The 16,835-nt window shown below is 72.6% G+C and carries 15 protein-coding genes and 1 pseudogene; 7 read left to right on the top strand and 9 right to left on the bottom strand.

Annotated features, from left to right (window positions below; genetic code table 11):
* Positions 1-12 precede the first annotated feature (12 nt).
* On the bottom strand, positions 13-1,284 hold the full coding sequence (locus tag AC1RSJ_RS00750; RefSeq protein WP_493116403.1) for an ABC transporter substrate-binding protein: 1,272 nt from the start codon (positions 1,282-1,284) through the stop codon (positions 13-15).
* 180 nt (positions 1,285-1,464) lie between these two features.
* On the opposite strand from AC1RSJ_RS00750, the gene AC1RSJ_RS00745 reads away from it, so the two are divergent.
* The 3 genes and pseudogenes from AC1RSJ_RS00745 to AC1RSJ_RS00735 all read left to right on the top strand — a co-directional run bounded on the left by AC1RSJ_RS00745 (position 1,465) and on the right by AC1RSJ_RS00735 (position 5,327).
* Positions 1,465-2,496, top strand: a complete 1,032-nt coding sequence (locus tag AC1RSJ_RS00745) for a LacI family DNA-binding transcriptional regulator (protein WP_493116402.1) — start codon at positions 1,465-1,467, stop codon at positions 2,494-2,496.
* A 61-nt stretch (positions 2,497-2,557) separates the two neighbouring features.
* Positions 2,558-3,820: pseudogene (locus AC1RSJ_RS00740) on the top strand (M20/M25/M40 family metallo-hydrolase); the annotation flags it as partial.
* 118 nt (positions 3,821-3,938) lie between these two features.
* A complete protein-coding gene (locus AC1RSJ_RS00735) occupies positions 3,939-5,327 on the top strand; it encodes an MFS transporter (protein ID WP_493116401.1) in 1,389 nt (462 codons plus the stop codon).
* 6 nt (positions 5,328-5,333) lie between these two features.
* Here the strand turns inward: AC1RSJ_RS00735 and AC1RSJ_RS00730 are convergent, their stop codons facing one another.
* The 7 genes from AC1RSJ_RS00730 to AC1RSJ_RS00700 all read right to left on the bottom strand — a co-directional run bounded on the left by AC1RSJ_RS00730 (position 5,334) and on the right by AC1RSJ_RS00700 (position 13,238).
* Entirely contained in the window at positions 5,334-7,805 is a 2,472-nt protein-coding gene (locus AC1RSJ_RS00730; RefSeq protein WP_493116400.1) for a bifunctional lysylphosphatidylglycerol flippase/synthetase MprF, read from the bottom strand.
* Positions 7,802-9,139, bottom strand: a complete 1,338-nt coding sequence (locus AC1RSJ_RS00725) for an alpha/beta hydrolase (protein ID WP_493116399.1) — start codon at positions 9,137-9,139, stop codon at positions 7,802-7,804. Before AC1RSJ_RS00725 ends, AC1RSJ_RS00730 begins: the two co-directional genes overlap by 4 nt.
* Before the next feature lie 102 nt (positions 9,140-9,241).
* Entirely contained in the window at positions 9,242-9,622 is a 381-nt protein-coding gene (locus tag AC1RSJ_RS00720; RefSeq protein WP_493116398.1) for a hypothetical protein, read from the bottom strand.
* 10 nt (positions 9,623-9,632) lie between these two features.
* On the bottom strand, positions 9,633-10,031 hold the full coding sequence (locus AC1RSJ_RS00715) for a hypothetical protein (protein WP_493116397.1): 399 nt from the start codon (positions 10,029-10,031) through the stop codon (positions 9,633-9,635).
* 50 nt (positions 10,032-10,081) lie between these two features.
* Complete coding sequence (locus tag AC1RSJ_RS00710) at positions 10,082-10,435, bottom strand: hypothetical protein (RefSeq protein WP_493116396.1); 354 nt, start codon at positions 10,433-10,435, stop codon at positions 10,082-10,084.
* Positions 10,436-10,448: 13 nt separating this feature from the next.
* On the bottom strand, positions 10,449-12,164 hold the full coding sequence (locus AC1RSJ_RS00705) for a sodium:solute symporter family protein (protein ID WP_493116395.1): 1,716 nt from the start codon (positions 12,162-12,164) through the stop codon (positions 10,449-10,451).
* 126 nt (positions 12,165-12,290) lie between these two features.
* A complete protein-coding gene (locus AC1RSJ_RS00700) occupies positions 12,291-13,238 on the bottom strand; it encodes a cation diffusion facilitator family transporter (protein WP_493116394.1) in 948 nt (315 codons plus the stop codon).
* Between the two features lie 49 nt (positions 13,239-13,287).
* Here AC1RSJ_RS00700 and AC1RSJ_RS00695 point away from each other — a divergent pair, with 49 nt between their 5' ends.
* The 4 genes from AC1RSJ_RS00695 (at position 13,288) to AC1RSJ_RS00680 (ending at position 15,993) form a co-directional block, all read left to right on the top strand.
* Complete coding sequence (locus AC1RSJ_RS00695) at positions 13,288-13,644, top strand: hypothetical protein (RefSeq protein WP_493116393.1); 357 nt, start codon at positions 13,288-13,290, stop codon at positions 13,642-13,644.
* Positions 13,645-14,017: 373 nt separating this feature from the next.
* Complete coding sequence (locus AC1RSJ_RS00690) at positions 14,018-14,512, top strand: RNA polymerase sigma factor (RefSeq protein ID WP_493116392.1); 495 nt, start codon at positions 14,018-14,020, stop codon at positions 14,510-14,512.
* Positions 14,509-15,645 (top strand): hypothetical protein, encoded by a 1,137-nt coding sequence (locus tag AC1RSJ_RS00685; protein WP_493116391.1) that lies wholly within the window; start codon positions 14,509-14,511, stop codon positions 15,643-15,645. The genes AC1RSJ_RS00690 and AC1RSJ_RS00685 overlap by 4 nt, the downstream gene beginning before the upstream one ends.
* A 3-nt stretch (positions 15,646-15,648) precedes the next feature.
* Positions 15,649-15,993, top strand: coding sequence for a hypothetical protein (locus AC1RSJ_RS00680; protein ID WP_493116390.1), 345 nt, complete (start codon positions 15,649-15,651; stop codon positions 15,991-15,993).
* A 197-nt stretch (positions 15,994-16,190) separates the two neighbouring features.
* Here the strand turns inward: AC1RSJ_RS00680 and AC1RSJ_RS00675 are convergent, their stop codons facing one another.
* Positions 16,191-16,517 carry a nuclear transport factor 2 family protein gene (locus tag AC1RSJ_RS00675; RefSeq protein ID WP_493116389.1) on the bottom strand — a complete coding sequence of 109 codons (327 nt, stop codon included), beginning with the start codon at positions 16,515-16,517 and terminating at the stop codon, positions 16,191-16,193.
* Positions 16,518-16,835 lie beyond the last annotated feature (318 nt).

Genomic DNA, 16,835 nt, shown 5'->3' with positions numbered 1-16,835 from the left:
TGGTCACGATCGTCACTGCCGGAACGCCAGCCGTGCCCAGTCGGCGTCGAGCGTGCGCAGCGTGCCCTCGACGCTCGATCCGGTGACGATGCCCTGCAGGTAGTTCTCGGTCGGGATGGTGAGCGGGATCGCCTTCGAGGCGCCCTGGTAGAACGCGGACCGCTCGTAGTACTCCCGCATCCCGACGATGCGCGGGTCGGTGACCGGGGCCGCGTCGGTCGTCGTGCCGTAGCCGAGGAACGCGGCGTTGTACTCGTCGGAGACGTCCTTCTGGAACAGGTACGAGAGGAACTTGCGCGCCTCCTCCTGATGCCGGCTCGCCGTCGGCACCCAGGCCGCGAGGTCGAGGTTGACGCGCACCTTGAGGTCGCCGTCGTCGTCGGTCATCGGCAGCGGGAAGGTGCCGACCTCGAGGTCCGGAGCGGTCTTCGCGATCTCGCCCAGCGCCCACGGGCCCTGCAGGTACATCGCCGACTTGCCCTGCGAGAAGGCGAGGTTGCCGTCCCCGTAGCCGCGGCTCGCCGCATCCGTCTGCACGTACTTCTCGGAGAGCATCCGCATCCGGTCGACCGGCTCCTTCAGCGTCTTCTCGAACGAGACCTTCGACGAAGGTCCGACATCGGTGCCGAGCGAGCTCATCTGCTTGTAGAACGCGGCGACGTCGACCATGCCGCCGACCGAGTAGTCGAACCAGCCCTGGGCGATCGTCCACGGATCCTTGAAGGTGGCGTAGAACGGCGCGATGTCGGCGGCGAGGAAGCGGTCGCAGAGCTCGGTGAGCTGCGTCCAGGTGGTCGGCACCTCGACGCCCTGCTCCGCGAAGAGCTGCTTGTTGTAGATGACGGAGGCGGCGGTCACCGAGAACGGCAGCACGCTGGTGCGGCCCGGGTAGACCGCGTACTGGTTCACCAGCTTCTGCACGTCGGGGAGGATGCGGCCGGCCTCCGGCATGTCGGCCAGGTCGCTGAGCGTGCCGCGCTCCATGAAGCGCGCCATCTGCAGGTCGTAGCCGAGCAGCCCGATGTCGGGCGGGTTGTTGCGGAGGAAGTCCGCCTGCAGGCTCGACGAGCTGTCGATGACCACGGTGGCCTTGCTCTGCGAGGCGTTGTACGACTTGACCAGGTCGCGGAAGTACGGGATCGCCTCCGGCTTGGAGAAGTAGAACCGCACCGGCTCTCGTCCGGATGCCGCGCAGCTCGCGAGCGCGGCCGCGACGGCGGCGCTGCCGGCGACGGCCGCGGTCATCCTGAAGACGGACCGCCTGGTGATCTCGGGGGTGCCCACGGTGATGCCCCTTCCCCCACCCGTCCGCGTCGACGTTCCTGCGACGTCGGCGTCGCGAGGGGTGGAACCGCTTTCTGAACTGAACCACCCCCGGATGGGGGATGTCAACGTCTATCTAGCGCATACCTTGCGGAAGCGCTTCCCATCCGCGGATGACCGGGAGAGGACTAGCCTTCGGTCGTGACCGGAGTGCGCCCCGCCAACATGGTCGACGTCGCCCAGCAGGCCGGCGTCGGCACCGCCACGGTCTCGCGCGCGCTCAGCGGGGCCGCCGGGGTCTCCGCGGCGACCCGGCGCCGCGTGTTCGAGGTGGCGGCCGAGCTCGGGTACGTGGTCTCGCCGGAGGCCTCGCGCCTGGCCCGCGGCGTCACCGAGCGCGTCGCCGTGATCGTGCCGCACGCCGACCGCTGGTTCTTCGGCGCGCTGCTCTCGGGCATGATGCCCGTGCTCAGCGCCGCCGGGGTCGACGTGCTGCTCTACGAGGTGCCCGACGAGGCGCACCGGCACGCGTTCTTCGCCGCGCTGCCGGCCCGTCGGAAGGTCGATGCCGTGCTCGTGCTCGGCCTCCCCGTGACCGACGCCGAGCAGGCGGCGCTCGAGCGGATGGGCGTGCGCATCCTCTCGGTCGGCGGGCAGATCGCCTCGTTCCCGAGCATCCTCATCGACGACCACGAGGCCGGCCGGCAGGCGACGGCGCACCTGCTGTCACTCGGGCACCGGCGCATCGGCATGATCGCGACGAGCGACCCGCAGATCCCGGAGTGGTCGGTCGCGACCGGCCGCGCGGACGGCTACCGCACCGCGCTCCGCGATGCGGGGGTGCCGTTCGACCCGGAGCTCGTCGTGCGCGTCGCGTGGGACTCGGAGGCAGCCGGCGCCGCCACCGGCCGGCTCCTCAGCCTGCGCGAGCCGCCGACCGCGATCTACGCGCACTCCGACGAGATCGCGGTCGCGGCCATCCGCACGCTGCGCCGCGCCGGGCTCGACGTGCCGCGCGACCTCTCGGTCATCGGCATCGACGACCACCCGATCGCCGCACTGACCGACCTCACCACCGTGGCCCAGCCGGTCGCACAGCAGGGCGCACTCGCAGCCCGCACCATGCTCGACATGCTCGGCGGCGGCGAGACGCCCGAGGAGCTCGTCGTGCCGACCTGGCTGGTGCCGCGCGGGAGCACGGCACCGCCGCAGGCCGGGCCCGCGCCGCGCTAGCGGCCGCGGCGCGTGGCTCGGGCGCATCGCACGCGCAACACCGTTGCGCTACGTTGTCGAAATGAGTGACGCCGTCGACCGCTACCGCCGCATCGTCGCTGTGCCGACCGTCTCGCGGGTGCGCGACGAGGGCACCGACTGGACGGCGTTCGCCCGCCTCCGCGACGTGCTCGCGGAGCTCTACCCGCTGCTCCACGCGCGGCTGGAGCTGACACGCATCCGCGAGCATGCGCTGCTGTTCCGCTGGCCCGGGGCGGATGCCTCCGCCGCACCCGCCGTGCTCATGGCGCACCTCGATGTGGTCGACGCCGACCCGGAGGGCTGGTCGAGCCCGCCGTTCGCGGCGGAGCTGCGCGAGGTCGACGGCGCGCTGTCGGTCGTGGGCCGCGGCGCGATCGACGACAAGGCCTCGCTGGTCGGCATCCTCGAGGCGGTGGAGGCGGCGCTCGCCGACGGCGTCGTGCCGTCGCGGGACGTGCTGCTCGCGTTCACCCACAACGAGGAGGTCCTCGGCGAGGGCACGCCCTCGATCGTGCAGCACCTCGCGGACCGCGGCATCCGCCCGGCCTGGGTGCTCGACGAGGGCGGCATGGTCGGCGAGCACCTGTTCGGGCCGGTCGAGCGCGACGTCGTCTACATCGGGGTCGGCGAGAAGGGCACCGGCACGCTGCGGCTGCACGCCCGCGCGCCGGGCGGCCACACCTCCGTGCCGCCGGCCGAGACCTGCACCGCGAGGCTCGTGCACGCCCTCGAACGGGTCGTGAGCGCACCGGCCCGCCCGATCCTCGGCCCGGTGACGCGCCGGATGATCGAGACCGTCGGGCCGATCGGCGGCGGCGGACTGCGCGACGCGGCGGACCGGCTCGCGGCGGGCGACGACGACGGTGCGATCCGCGCGTTCGCGGCGATCAGCCGCGACGCCTGGGCGATGGTGCACAGCACGGTCGTGCTCACCATGCTGCGCGCCGGTCACTCGGTGAACGCGATCCCCGAGCACGCGATGGCGAACGTCAACGTGCGGGTCAGCCCCGGCCATCCGGTGGAGGAGCTCATCGGCTGGGTGCGCGAGCTCGTCGCCGACGACGGAATCGAGATCGAGGTCGTCGAGTCGCGCGACGCCAGCGCGGTGTCGCCGGCCGAGGGGCCGGCCTGGGACCTGCTCGTCGAGCAGGTGCGGGCGGTCTACGGCGACGTGCTCGTCGCGCCGTACATCAACAACGGCGGCACCGACAGCCGCAACTACACCGGCATCAGCGACCACGTGTACCGATTCAACCCGGTCGAGATGACGGCCGCCGAGCGCGGCACCCTGCACGCGATCGACGAGCGCCTCCGGGTGTCGAGCCTGCTCGACGGCGTGCGCTTCTACACCGGCCTGGTCCGCTCGATCTTAGGCGCCGGCACGCGGCGGCGCCGCCGCGCGCGGGTCTACGCTCGGACGGGTGACCGACGGCCATCCCGACGACGGCGCGGGCGCCGGCACCTCCCCGCTCGACGTCGTCCCCGAGCCCCGCCGCCGATTCGTCGATCTGACCCCGCTGCGCGCGAGCCCCGTCTTCGCGCGGCTCTGGATCGGCAGCTCGGTCGCCGGCATCGGCGCGCAGCTGACCGTCGTGGCCGTCGGCCTGCAGATCTACGACATCACCCGCGACACGTTCGCCGTGGCGCTCGTCGGCGGCATCGGGCTGCTGCCGATGATCGTCGCCGGGCTCTGGGGCGGGATGCTCGCCGACGCCTTCGACCGCCGCGCCGTGCTGCTCATCAGCGCGATCGTGTCGTGGTGCAGCACGATCGGGCTCGTCGTGCTGTCGGCCGTCGACGCCGCCCTCACCGCCGGCGGCGACCGGGTCGACGCGTGGCCGTTCTACGTCTTCACCACCATCACGGCCGTCTCGGCGACGATCCAGAACGCGGCGCGGATGGCGGTGACCCCGCGCATCCTGCCGGCCGACCTCGTGTCGCGGGCCGCGGCGCTCGGCGGCATCGGCATGGGGATCTCGCTCACCCTCGGACCGGCCCTCGCGGGCGTCCTGGTCGCGGCGGTCGGCTTCTGGCCCACCTTCCTGGTCGACGCCCTGCTGTTCACCGCCGGGTTCCTGGGCATCCTCGGGCTGCCGAAGCTGCCGCCGCTCACCGCGACCGCGCGACCGGGCCTGCAGTCGCTCAAGGACGGCATCGCGTTCCTGCGCAGCGCGCCGAACATCCGCATGAGCTTCATCGTCGACATCGTCGCCATGTCGTTCGGCCGGCCGTTCGTGCTGCTGCCCGCGGTCGGCGCGACGGCGATCGGCGGCGGATCGATCACCGTCGGCGTGCTCACCGCCGCGGCGGCGATCGGCACGTTCGGCACGAGCCTGTTCAGCGGACCGGTCGCCCACGTGCACCGGCACGGCCTCGCCGTCGGCCGCGCGATCACGGTCTACGGCGCGTTCGTGGTCATGCTCGGGCTCGTCATCGCCGGCATGCAGACCGGCTGGTTCGGACCGGTCGGCCGCGGCTTCGATCAGGTCAACTGGGTCGCGCTCGGGCTCGCGGCGATCGCGATGGCGGGCACCGGCGCGAGCGACGAGGTGAGCGCGATCTTCCGCTCGACCATGCTGCTCACGGCCGCGCCCGACGAGATGCGCGGGCGCCTGCAGGGCATCTTCACGGTCGTCGTCACGGGCGGCCCGCGCATCGGCGACCTCTACGCCGGCGCACTCGCGAGCCTCGTCGCGCTGTGGTTCCCGCCGGCGCTCGGCGGGATGATCATCATCGCGCTGCTCGCCGTGCTGCTCCGCGTCGTGCACCCGGCGTTCCGCCGCTACGACGCGCGCACCCCCGAGCTCTGACCGCCCTCAGGTGCGGCGCAGCAGCACCCGGGGCAGCCGCGAGAGCCGCAGCCCCGGCAGGTAGCAGCCGGCGACGGCGAGTCCGATGCCCGGCAGGTCGAGCGGATCCGCGTAGCAGAGGTGCATGGTCCGCTCGACGGGCGCGAACTTGCGCTTGAACCGGAGCAGGGAGCGGAAGCCGTACAGCGGCTCGAGCATCCGGGCGATCGCGCCGAGCACGCCGCCGAGGAGCGCGGGGGTGCCCGCCTCGGAGGCCAGCGGCGACCCCGACAGGCTCGCCTCCGCAACGCCCTCGTCGCGGAAGCGCGCCACGGCGTCCGCGAGCAGGAACTCCATCACCCCGTTCGGAGAGTCCGACGCGCGGCGCATGAAGTCGAGCGTCCAGCCCGTGACGGCGCCGTCCGTCCACACCGGCAGCCAGCTCGTCACCGCGAGCACCCGCTGGCCGGCGTCGACCGCGACGGCGACGCGCACGTCGTCGTCGCGCAGCTCGTCGAGCCCGCCGAGCGTGAATCCGAGCTCCGGCAGGTCGCGGTGCGACATCCACTCCTCGCTGAGGGCGTCGATCTGCAGCGTGACGCGCAGCGGCAGCTCGGCCCACGCGCCCCAGCGCACCGTGATGCCGTCGCGGGCGGCGCGGTTGATCGACGTGCGCACCTCCTGCATCCGGCGCCCGGACGTCGTGAAGCCGGCCGGATCGAGCACCGCCTCCTCCGCGACCGGCAGCGACCGCCAGCCCTGCGCCGCGAGCACGGCACGCCACGCCTCGTGGACCGAGTAGAACACCGGCGTCCACGCGTGCCGGTCGCAGTGCCGCAGGAACTCCGCGGCGATCCGGGCCCGCTCCTCCGCTCCCCCGGTCTCGCCGAACGGGTCGGAGAGCGTCACGGCGTGCCCGGCGACGACCCGGAACGCGATGCCGGCACGGCCGGTCGAGTCGGTCCACAGCCGGTTGCCCGCCCACGTCGCCATGAACCCGAGCGAGCCCGAGCCGCGCCGCAGGAGCGAGCGGATGCCGTCCGCCTCCGCCGCCTCGACCGGCGCGCCGCGCCGCACGCCGAGCACCACCAGCGTGGCCACGACGACCACGATCCAGAGCAGCGGTCCGACGCCCTCGGTGAGCAGGCGGCCGAACGGGCTCGCCGGCAGCAGGTCCGGCGTCTCGTGCCGGAGGAACGACACCGGCACGAACCGGTCGGGCAGCTCGTCGAGGAGGCGCGGCAGCGTGGCGATCGGCCGGAACGCGCGCGGATCGGCCAGCCCGCCCGCCACGAACACGGCGCTCGGCACGACGACGGCGCCGACCAGCGCGCCGAGGTAGCCGAGCAGCCGGCGCCGCGACGGGAGCACCGGCAGCACCCGCGCGCTGGAGAGCACGACGACACCGAAGCCGAGCGGCACGAGGGTGCTGATCACGATCCAGAGGCTCAGCTCCCAATAGCGCTCCGGCGCCAGCGCCGCGAACCACCGCGAGCCGGTGAGCGGCAGCACGCCGAAGTACCAGGCCGCGACCGCGGACTCCCCGACGAACAGGATGCCGAGCACCCAGGCCGCGGCCCGGCGGCCGGCGAGCAGCCCGCGCGCCGCGACGAGCATGAGGGTCAGCGGCAGCAGCGACACGAGCGTGGCCCCGACGCCGTGCAGCCGCAGCCGGGTGAGCTCGCCGACGCAGCCCGGGGCGACGTGGCCCGCGACGCAGGCGACCGTGTGCAGCGGGTGGCCGTGCGCCGCCATCGGCGTCAGGTCGGCGAGCGCGATGCCGAGCGGCGACAGCAGCCCGTACCGGGTCGACGACAGCAGCGTCAGCAGCGGACCGACCGCGAACACGGTCGTCGCCAGGGCGAGCAGCGCCCGCGTCTCGTGCCGTGAGGCCGGCACCCGCGGACGAGCGGGCGCGGTGAACCGGCCGCCGAGCAGGCCGAGCGCGACCGCCAGCAGCAGGTAGAGGTCGGCCGGCTGGCCGGAGTAGAGCAGCAGCGCGGACGCCGTCGCGAGCAGCAGCACCCGCACGCGGCGCGACCACGGCGCGGGCGCCGAGGCGGAGGCCCAGGCGATCGCCCCCGCCAGCGGGGTCAGCGGGTCGAGCGCGTCGAGGTGCACGACGGCCGACGACCAGAACTCGTGTGCGCGGGCGCCGACGGCCTCGATGCCGACGCCGAGCAGCGACGCAGCGATGCCGGTGGCGAGGAGGGCGGCCAGCGCGCGGCGCCATCCGATCGTCCGCTCCGCCCAGCCGAGCCCGACGAGCGCGACCACGATCGCGATCACCGACTGCAGCGCCGACCCGGCGACGAGCAGCGAGGTGCCGACCGCCCACCAGTGCCGCGAGCCGAGCGCCGCCGGGTCGAGGCCGGCCAGCTCGGGACCGAGTGCGCGCCGGGTGGCCGGCAGCGCGGTGAGCAGCGAGGTGAGGGCGAGCAGCGCGGCGACGGACACGGCGAGCGGATGCCGCCGCAGCCAGCCTCCGACGACGCTCACGACGCGCTCGCGAGTCCGAGATGCGCGGCGAGCACGGGCAGTCCGTTCCGCAGCGACCAGCGCACCGTGCTCCAGTCGTGGGCGGTGCCGGGCGACGTGAGCCGGGTGGTCTCCATGCCGGCCGCCCGGGCCGCCGCGGCGATCTCCGTCACGCCCGGCCCGTAGCGCGAGTCGAGCGCACCCGAGGCGAACACCGCGACGACGCCGCGGTAGGGCGCGTGGGCCGCGAGCAGGGTGGTGGGCAGCGCCTCCCGGTACGCGGCCGCGTCGCCGCCGAAGCCCGTGCGGATCGTGTTCGCCACGCTGCCGCTGAACGGCGCCACCTGGCCGGAGATGTCGAGCAGGCCGCCGAACAGCTCGGGATGCGCGGCGCCGAGCTGGATCGTGCAGGTGCCGCCCTGCGAGAAGCCGCCGATCGCCCAGGCGCCGACGCTCGTCTGCACGTCGAGGTGCGTGCGGATCCAGTGCGGCACGTCGACCGTGAGGTAGGTCGCCGAGTGGCCGAGCGGCGAGTCGAGGCACATCGGGTTGTCCTGCGGCTCGGCGAGCTGATCCGGCACGACGACGATCGGCGCGAGCCCCTCGTGCGCCGCGGCGTACGCGTCGACGATCCGCGCGACGGCGCCGGACCGGATCATCGTGTCGGGTCCGCCGGGCTGGCCCGACAGCAGGATGAGCACGGGCAGCGCCGGCGGATCCGCCGTCAGCGCGCGCGGCGGCAGCACGACGTACGCGTCGCGGGCGGCGAAGTGCGAGACGGTCGCCGGGATGCGCACCGTGCCGACCAGTCCCGCCGCCGGCTGGCCCGCCGGCGCCGGCGACCCGGCGAGCGCCGTCGCGGGTCCGGCGCGGAGCGGGCCGTCGTCACCCGGCGCGAGTGCGGCCTGACGGGCGAGCGCATCCGCCGGCAGCGGCGGCGCGACGGCCGTGCCGGCGATCGAGCCGATCGTCGGGTACTGGCCGAAGTCCGCGTTGACGCCCAGCGCTCCGGCGAGCAGCGCGAGCACGATGCCGGCCGCCGCGGCCGTGCGGCGCGCCGCCCCGCCGCGCACGAGGCCGACCACGAGGACGGCGGCGACGGCGAACGCGAGCGCGATCCAGGTGCGCGAGCGCGGGCTCAGCGAGACCTCGAACAGGTCGAGCAGGTCGGACGTGATCCAGCAGGCGAGCAGGCCGGACGCGGCCCCCGCGAGCGCCGCGCCGCCCTCGATCGCGATCCAGCGCGGGCGTCCGCGGCGCGCGACCACGACGACGACCGCGAGCAGCGCGAGCGCGCCGACGACCGGGCGCAGCGCACCGTGCACGAGCTCGATCCCCGCCAGCCAGCCCGGCATCCGGCACCCCTTCCACCGCGCACCCTGCACGACCGGGAAGCAGTGTGCTCCGACCGGACTGAGCGGGAATCGGCAACCGGCGCCGCGGACCTGAGAGGGGACTCAGCCCTCGCTGGATGCGCGGAGCACGGGCGGCATCGGGGCGCGCACGAGGTAGTGCTCGACCGGCGGGCCCCCCGGGGTGCCGTGGTCGATCGCCCGCAGCCAGATCCGGTCGTCGTCGACGAGGCGGTCCGCGGCGAGGCGCACCCGGATCCAGTGCTCGCCCGCCGGACCGCCGCGCGACAGCCGCAGCTCGAGCGGCTCGTCCAGCGGCAGCCCGAGGCGCTCGAGCTCGGCCTCCGCCTGCGCGGGTTCGAGCGGATCGGTGCGGGCGCGGCCGAGCCGGTCGTGCACGACAAGTCCGCCGTCCGCGGGTGCGAGCCAGCCGAGCAGCACGCCGCGGGCGTCGTGATGGGGCAGCCAGTCCGCCGGGATCGCCATGGCGGCCTCCTCAGCCGTCCGACTCGGAGAACGGCACGACGACCGGGGCGGCGGGGTCGAGCGGCCGCAGCTGCGGCGGCATCGGGAAGGCGACCTCGAACTCCACCAGCGGCACGTCGATCGCGCCCCAGTCGTCCTTCTTCACCCGGATGCGCTCCGTCGAGACCTCCGTGATCCGCACCCGCAGCGGGCGCGCGCCGCCGGACGGCACGTCGAGCTCGTAGGGGTCGGCCAGGTAGCCGATGCCGAGCGCCTCGAGGTGCTCCTCGGCTGCGAGCCAGTCGAGCTCGCCGGTGCGCTCGCGGCCGAGCCGATCGACCACGGCGAACCCGTCGCCGAGCGGACGCATCCAGCCGAGCAGCTCGCCGTCGCCGCGGCGATGCGCGATCCAGTCGGCGGGCACGGGCATGCGTCGAGGCTAGCTGCGGGGGCTTCGACAGGCTCGGCCATCCGAGGTGGTCAGTCGGAGACCAGGCCTTCGGACCTCTCCGCCTGCTCCTGCTCCTCCTCGAGCTCCTCGCTCTTGAGGATGTCCTCCGCCGGCACCGGCGCGAGTCGGTCCCACAGGAAGAACAGGAGGCCGAGCACGAACATGGCGGCGCCGGTCCACAGGTTGATGTGGATGCCGCCGGTCATCTTCATCTCCTTCTCGCCCGTCGCGACGAGGCCGACGATGAAGACGATCACGCCGTAGAGGGTGAAGAGCGCGCCGAGGATGCGCCGGAGGTCGAAGCGCCGCGTCGAGGCGACGGTCTTCTCCTCCTCGGGGGTCAGGGTCCTGCCGTCGTCGACGGTCTTCCCACTGTCGTTCATTGCACTGCTCCGATCAGAGGAACGGGAGGTAGAGGGCGACGCACAGTACGAGCGCGACGGTGCCGAGCAGCGCGGGCGAGCGGTACCACTTGGTGTCGCTCGCGACGTTGTCGGCCTTCACGTCGATCTTGCCGACGCCGTAGACCAGGCCGGTGAGCTCCGAAACCGGCTTCGGCTTCGTCAGCATGCTGACCCCGACCCCGACGACCACCACGGTGCCGAAGGACACCATCGCGCCGTAGAGCGTCTCCGCGGTCGCACTGGCGAAGATCGGCTCCTTGTTCGCGACGCTGACCGTGTACCAGATGAAGACGATCGTGGGCGTGATGATGCCGGTGATGTAGCCCCAGAGCGCGCCCTGCGTCGTCATCCGCTTCCAGAGCAGACCGAGGATGAAGACACCGAACAGCGGGGCGTTGAAGAACGAGAACAGCGTCTGCATGTAGGTCATGATGTTCTGCGCGCCGGAGGCGATGAACGCGGTCGCGATGCCGACCAGCACGCCGACCACGGTGACCCAGCGGCCGAGCTTCAGGTAGTACGCGTCCGGCTTGTCCTTCTGGATGTAGCGCTGCCAGATGTCCCACGTGAACACCGTGTTGAAGCTCGAGACGTTCGCCGCCATGCCGGCCATGAACGAGGCCATGAGGCCGGTGACCGCGACGCCGAGCACGCCGGTCGGCAGGTACATCTGGATGAGCTTCGGGATCACCTCATTGTACGTGACGCCCGAGTTCTGGTCGGCGAGCAGGTTGCCGATGGTCGCGGCGCCGATGAGGCCGGGGATCACGACGATGAACGGGATGAACAGCTTCGGGATCGCGCCGATGAGCGGGGTGCGGCGGGCCGCCGACATGTTCTTGGCGCTGAAGGCGCGCTGCACCTCGGTGAAGTTCGTCGTCCAGTAGCCGAAGCTCAGCACGAAGCCGAGGCCGAGCACGATGGCCAGCCAGTTCGCGCCGATCGGGTTCGAGACGTCGCCGATGCCGGTGCCGGCCCAGGCGTGCAGCAGCTTGCCGCCGTCGCTCTTCTCGAGGGACTTGACCAGCCCGTCCCAGCCGCCGACGCGGTTGAGGCCGACGATCGTCAGCGGCACGAGGCCGGCGATGATCACGAAGAACTGCATGACCTCGTTGTAGATCGCGCTCGAGAGCCCGCCGAGGGTGATGTAGACGAGCACGAACGCCGCGGCGACGATGATCGCCACCCAGAGCGGCCAGCCGAGCATCGCCTCGATGACGATCGCCATCGCGAACAGGTTGATGCCGGCGATGAGCACGTTCGACACCGCGAACGCGAGCGAGTTGACGATGTGGGGTGCCGTGCCGAAGCGGCGCAGCATGAACTCCGGCACGCTGCGCACCTTCGACGAGTAGTAGAACGGCATCATCACGAGGCCGAGGAACACCATCGCCGGCACGGCGCCGATCAGGTAGTAGTGCAGCGTCGACATGCCGATCTGGGCGCCGTTCGCCGCCATGCCGAGGATCTCGGTGGCGCCGAGGTTGGCGGAGACGAAGGCGAGCCCGGTGATCCAGGCGGGCATCGACCGGCCCGAGAGGAAGAAGTCCATGCTCGACTTCACGCGGCGGCGGGCGATGAAGCCGATGCCGATCACGACGCCGAAGTACACGATGAGCATCACGTAGTCGACGGGCTGGAGATCGAGTCGGATCCCCTGATCTGCTGCGTGCAGCAGCGGTCCGGTGTGGATCAGTCCGGTGGTCACTTGCTTCCTCACGTCCGTGTGATCGTTCACTTCAGTGAAGCACTTCGGCACGGATCCGGAGAACCGGCCCAGCCCGCTCCCAGCCGGACCGGAGGTCCGCCGTCTAGGCAGGTCGGCGGCCGGCCGCTACTCGGAGGGCGGCGTCCCCTCGGACTCGCCGGCCTCCTCCGCCGTGATCGCCGGCTCCCGGTACGACGCGATCGTGAGGATCGCGGTCTGGATCGGCGGGCTCGCCTCCAGCCGGTCCTCGATCTCGCGCAGCCGGTCCGCGACCGCGTGCTCCGGGTCGTCGCCGACCAGGTCGACGGCGGCGACGACGAACAGCGAGGTCGGACCCACGACCTCGACGTGCAGGTACGTCACGTGGTCGACGGCCGGCTCGTCCTCGAGCATCCGCACGATCCACTCGCGCACCCGGCCCTCGGTGGCGCCGCCGATGAGCAGCCGGCGGTTGCGGTCGATGAGGAACAGCGCCACCACCGCGAGCAGCAGGCCGATCGCGATCGAGGCCGCGGCGTCGAAGGCCGCGATGCCGGTCGCCTGGTGCAGGAAGACCCCGAGCGCGGCGATCACGATGCCGATGAGCGCGGCGCCGTCCTCGGCGAACACCGCCCGCAGCGTCGACTCCGGCGTGCCCGCCAGGTACTCCAGCACGTCGCGGTCCCGCTCCCGCGCGCGCTTGCGGGCCTGCCGCACCGACTGCGCGAACGAGACGCCCTCGAGCACGAACGAGACGGCGAGCACGACGTAGTTGATGACCGGCGACACCGACTCGCCGGGCTCGAACAGCTCCTGCACGCCGTGCACGACCGAGACCGTCGACCCGACCGCGAAGACGCCGATCGCGGCGAACAGCGACCAGACCCAGGCGTCGCGGCCGTAGCCGAGCGGATGCCTCCGGTCGCGCGGACGCGCCCCGGCGCGGTCGGCGACGAGCAGGAAGATCTCGTTGCCGGCATCCGCCCACGAGTGCGCGGCCTCCGCGAGCATCGCGGCGGATCCGGTCAGCAGGGTGGCCGCGGTCTTCGCGACGGCGACGAGCACGTTCGCGATCAGGGCGAGGACGACGGTCACCGGGACAGGCTAGGACCGGACCGTCGGTGGGCGCCGACTACGATCGCGGATGCAGGGCCGGCTGCGTCGGATCGCCGTCGAGGAGCCCGCCGTGCAGCATCACCAGCGTGACGCGCCCGCCGCCGCGCGCCGCGCGCAGGACGGCTTCCAGCGGGACTGGCATCCGCTGCTCTCCGCCGTCGAGGTGGCGCCCGGCGAGTGGCACATGCTGTCGCCGTCCGGCGAGCGCTACGCCGTCATCCGGGCGCTCGAGATCGGCGGCGAGCGCGGCTACCGCGTGGTCAGCGGCGAGCCGGAGGCGCGCACGCTGATCGGCTACTTCCGCACGCTGCGATCCGCGGCGATGCGCGCCCACCGGCGCTGGCTCGACGGGCACGCCCGTGCCGGCGGCGTCAACGGAGGGTGACTCCGCAAGCCGGGCGCGGCCCGTCGTCGCCCGGACGGCACAGCCCCGCTCCCCGGAACCCGAACGTCCGAGGAGGGGCTCCCGCTGGCCGCCCACCCGAACAAGGGCGGCCAGCGGGGTCAGGCCCGGCGTCGCGCCCCGACCACCGACCCGAACGGTGGGACCGAGCGCAGATTGACGCCGTACATGGAGGACATTTCCCCCTCAGGGCGATCCCTTACACGGACGTCGGAAAAAACTTTCCGCGGGTCCGGATCCGGGCGCGCCGTGAGGATCCGCGACGCCCTTGTAAGGTCGGGGCCAGCGCCGGAAATGTAACGGATGACAACGCATCGAGTCAGGCTTCGCCGGCGCAGCAGGGGGAAACTGCCGCGTGGGCGAGGACACGAGCGAGTTCGCCGATTTCTATCGGCGGACGTACTCGCTCGTGCTGACGACATGCGAGCGGCGCCTCGGCGACCGCTCCACAGCGGAGGACGTGGCCTCAGAGGTGTTCCGCGTCGCGTGGCAGCGATGGCAGAGCGGCGATGAGCTGTCCGTCCCGTGGGTCTACGGGGTGGTCAGGAACGTCATCGGCAACGAGTACCGCCGAGCCGGCAGGGCAGACGCCCTCTGGACGAGGATGTCGCTCGAACCCGATGCCCCCGTCGACGACGAGCAGAACCGCCGCGTGCGCGACGCGATGCTCGTGCTTCGGGAGAAGGATCGCGAGCTGCTCTTCATGGCGTACTGGGAGGAGCTCTCGGGCGCTGAGATGGCCGAGATCCTCGGCATCACGACCACCGCACTCTGGGTCCGGCTCAACCGGGCCCGCACCGCATTGAAGAAAGTGCTCGACGAGCAGGACGAGAAGGGAGGCCCGCGATGACCGGACGCGACGACCGCCTCCCCCGTCCGTCGGACGAGCCCTCCGAGTCGCTGCACTCCGCGCCGCTCTCCGACGCGATGCTCTCCGACGACCTCGCCGCGCGCCTCCGCGCCGCGAGCCCGCTCGAGTCGCGCCGCGATGCGCCGCTCACGCTGCGGGCGCAGGACGACCTCCGCCGCATCCTCGAGGGCGCACCCGCCCTCGCACCCGCTTCTGCAGACCGGGGGGTCGCCGGCACGAGGGCGGCGCGATCGCGGACCCTCGGCGCGCGCCTCGCCGCGCTCGGGGCTCGTCTGCGGCCGCGCCGCCTCGTGATCGGCGGTGGGCTCTCGCTGCTCACCGTCGGCGCCGCCGCGACCGTCGTCGCGATCGCCGTCACCCTCGGCGCGCCGGCCACGGCCAGCTGGGCCGTCACGCCGCCGCCGCTGAAGACCACCCCGATCTCGGGCACCGTGCAGAGCGTCGCGGCGGAGCTCGCCGCGACGGCGGCGGCGCAGCCGGCGGCCGCCCCGGCCGCCAACGGCGACGTGACGGTGAGGTGGACGAGCTGGTCGCTGGCCATCCAGGACGACGGCTACGACGCGGCTCCCACGTCGTGGACCGCTCCGGAGAACGTCACCCGCGTGCGCCACGCCGACGGCTCCGGCGAGGACGCCTTCACGGTGGGCTCGTGGGCCTACGGCATCCCGCCGGGATCGTCGAGCAGGAAGCCGGGATCGGCGATCGGAAGCCAGCCGCTTGCGACGCTCCGAGCGAGCGACTACCCGGCGGCGCCGAACTCGGTGGCGGAGCTCGTAGCACCGCTGCCTGCCGACTTCGGCGGCAGCGCCACCGCGAGGACTTTCGCCGCAATCGAGCGTGCGTCGTTCGAATGGCCCGCTGACACGGTCACCTACCTTGCGGCCATCTCGGCTTCGCGCTCGGCCCACCTCGACGGCATCGCGGTGGACCGGCTCGGGCGGACTGGCGTCGCCTTCTCGACCGAGGCCACCGCCGATTCGGTCAAACTCACCCGCACTCTCATCTTCGATCGCTCGACAGGAGCCCTGCTTTCTAGTGAAGTTGCGTACAGGTCGGGAGCGGATTCGTCCCTTGCTCCCGGCACACCTGTCACGTATCTCTGCTGGGAGTAGATCTTGAAGAAACTCGTCCTGTCCGCGGCGGCTGCCGCGGGCCTCGTCCTCGTGGCCGTCGCCCCCGCGAACGCCGCGAACGTCTCGCCGCAGTCCGTCGAGCAGTGCAAGTCCGGCTACTCGTGCGCCTGGGCTGCTGCCGGCTACACCGGCGGCTTCCTGTCCACGACGGTCTGCAACGGAACCGACCGCTCGGTCGGCAGCATCGGCGGGGGACAGTCCGCCAAGCTGAACCGCAGCTCCGGCCGCCTGTACCTCGACTACAACGGCTCCAACGTCGCGATCCTCGGCCCGGGCGGCAAGATCAGCGGCATCGCGTTCACCACCATGAGCTGCGAGCCCAGCTGATCCTGCTGGGAGCACACCGGGGATCTCCGGTCTGCGGCCGGGACGCCGCAGACGGGCCGTTACCGTGAGCGAAGGTCGGAAGACCGGCAGACCACGGGTCGGACCAGGAGCGCCCGACACGGTGTAGCAGCTCCATCCGAGCCCCCGTCGCATCCTGCGGCGGGGGCTCGTAACATCCCCGCCTGTCAGAGCACGGCTCAGTCGGCCTCGATGATCATCCGCGCGAGCAGTCCGTCGCGCACGGTGAAGCGGATGTCGCTCGTGCCGTTGAAGCCGCCGCCGGTGACGACGAGCGTGACGATGTCGTCGCCGCCGTCGCGGCGGGATCCGGTCGCCTCGAAGTGCGCGTGCCGGCCGATGTTGTCGGTGCGGTCCCACGACCGCACGCCGTCGTGGCCGTCGAACGCGCGCCCCCAGTCGACGAGGTGCGCGTCGTCGGTGAACGACGCGACGAACGCGTCGGTGTCACCGGCGTTGGTCGCGTCGATCATGCGCTGCACGGCCTCGGGGATGCTCTCGCTCATGACCCGATCCTGCCGCCGAGCGCGCCCCGCATCCAGGACCCGTCGATCCCCCGCTCGCCAGTCGCTTGCTCGCCGGTCGCTTGCTCGCCGATCGCTGGCACGGGCGGCCCCCGTCCGAATCTTCGGCCGACTCGGGGCCCACGGGGCGGGCGTTGCTCAGCGGCCCATCCGTCACAGCTTGTCCGAAGACCTGGGCGTTCTCGCCGTCGCATCGCGCGGGGCGCGCGCCCGGACCGATGCACTCCGTCCGGGCCGACGGAACACCCGGCCCGGCGCGCGGAGCACCCGAGGAGCCCGAGAAACCCGCAAGACGACATG

Source organism: Schumannella sp. GW821-FHT10F01 (genome assembly GCF_058809295.1).
Note: the sequence above shows the minus strand (reverse complement) of the source record. Positions and strands in the feature narration are given on the sequence as shown.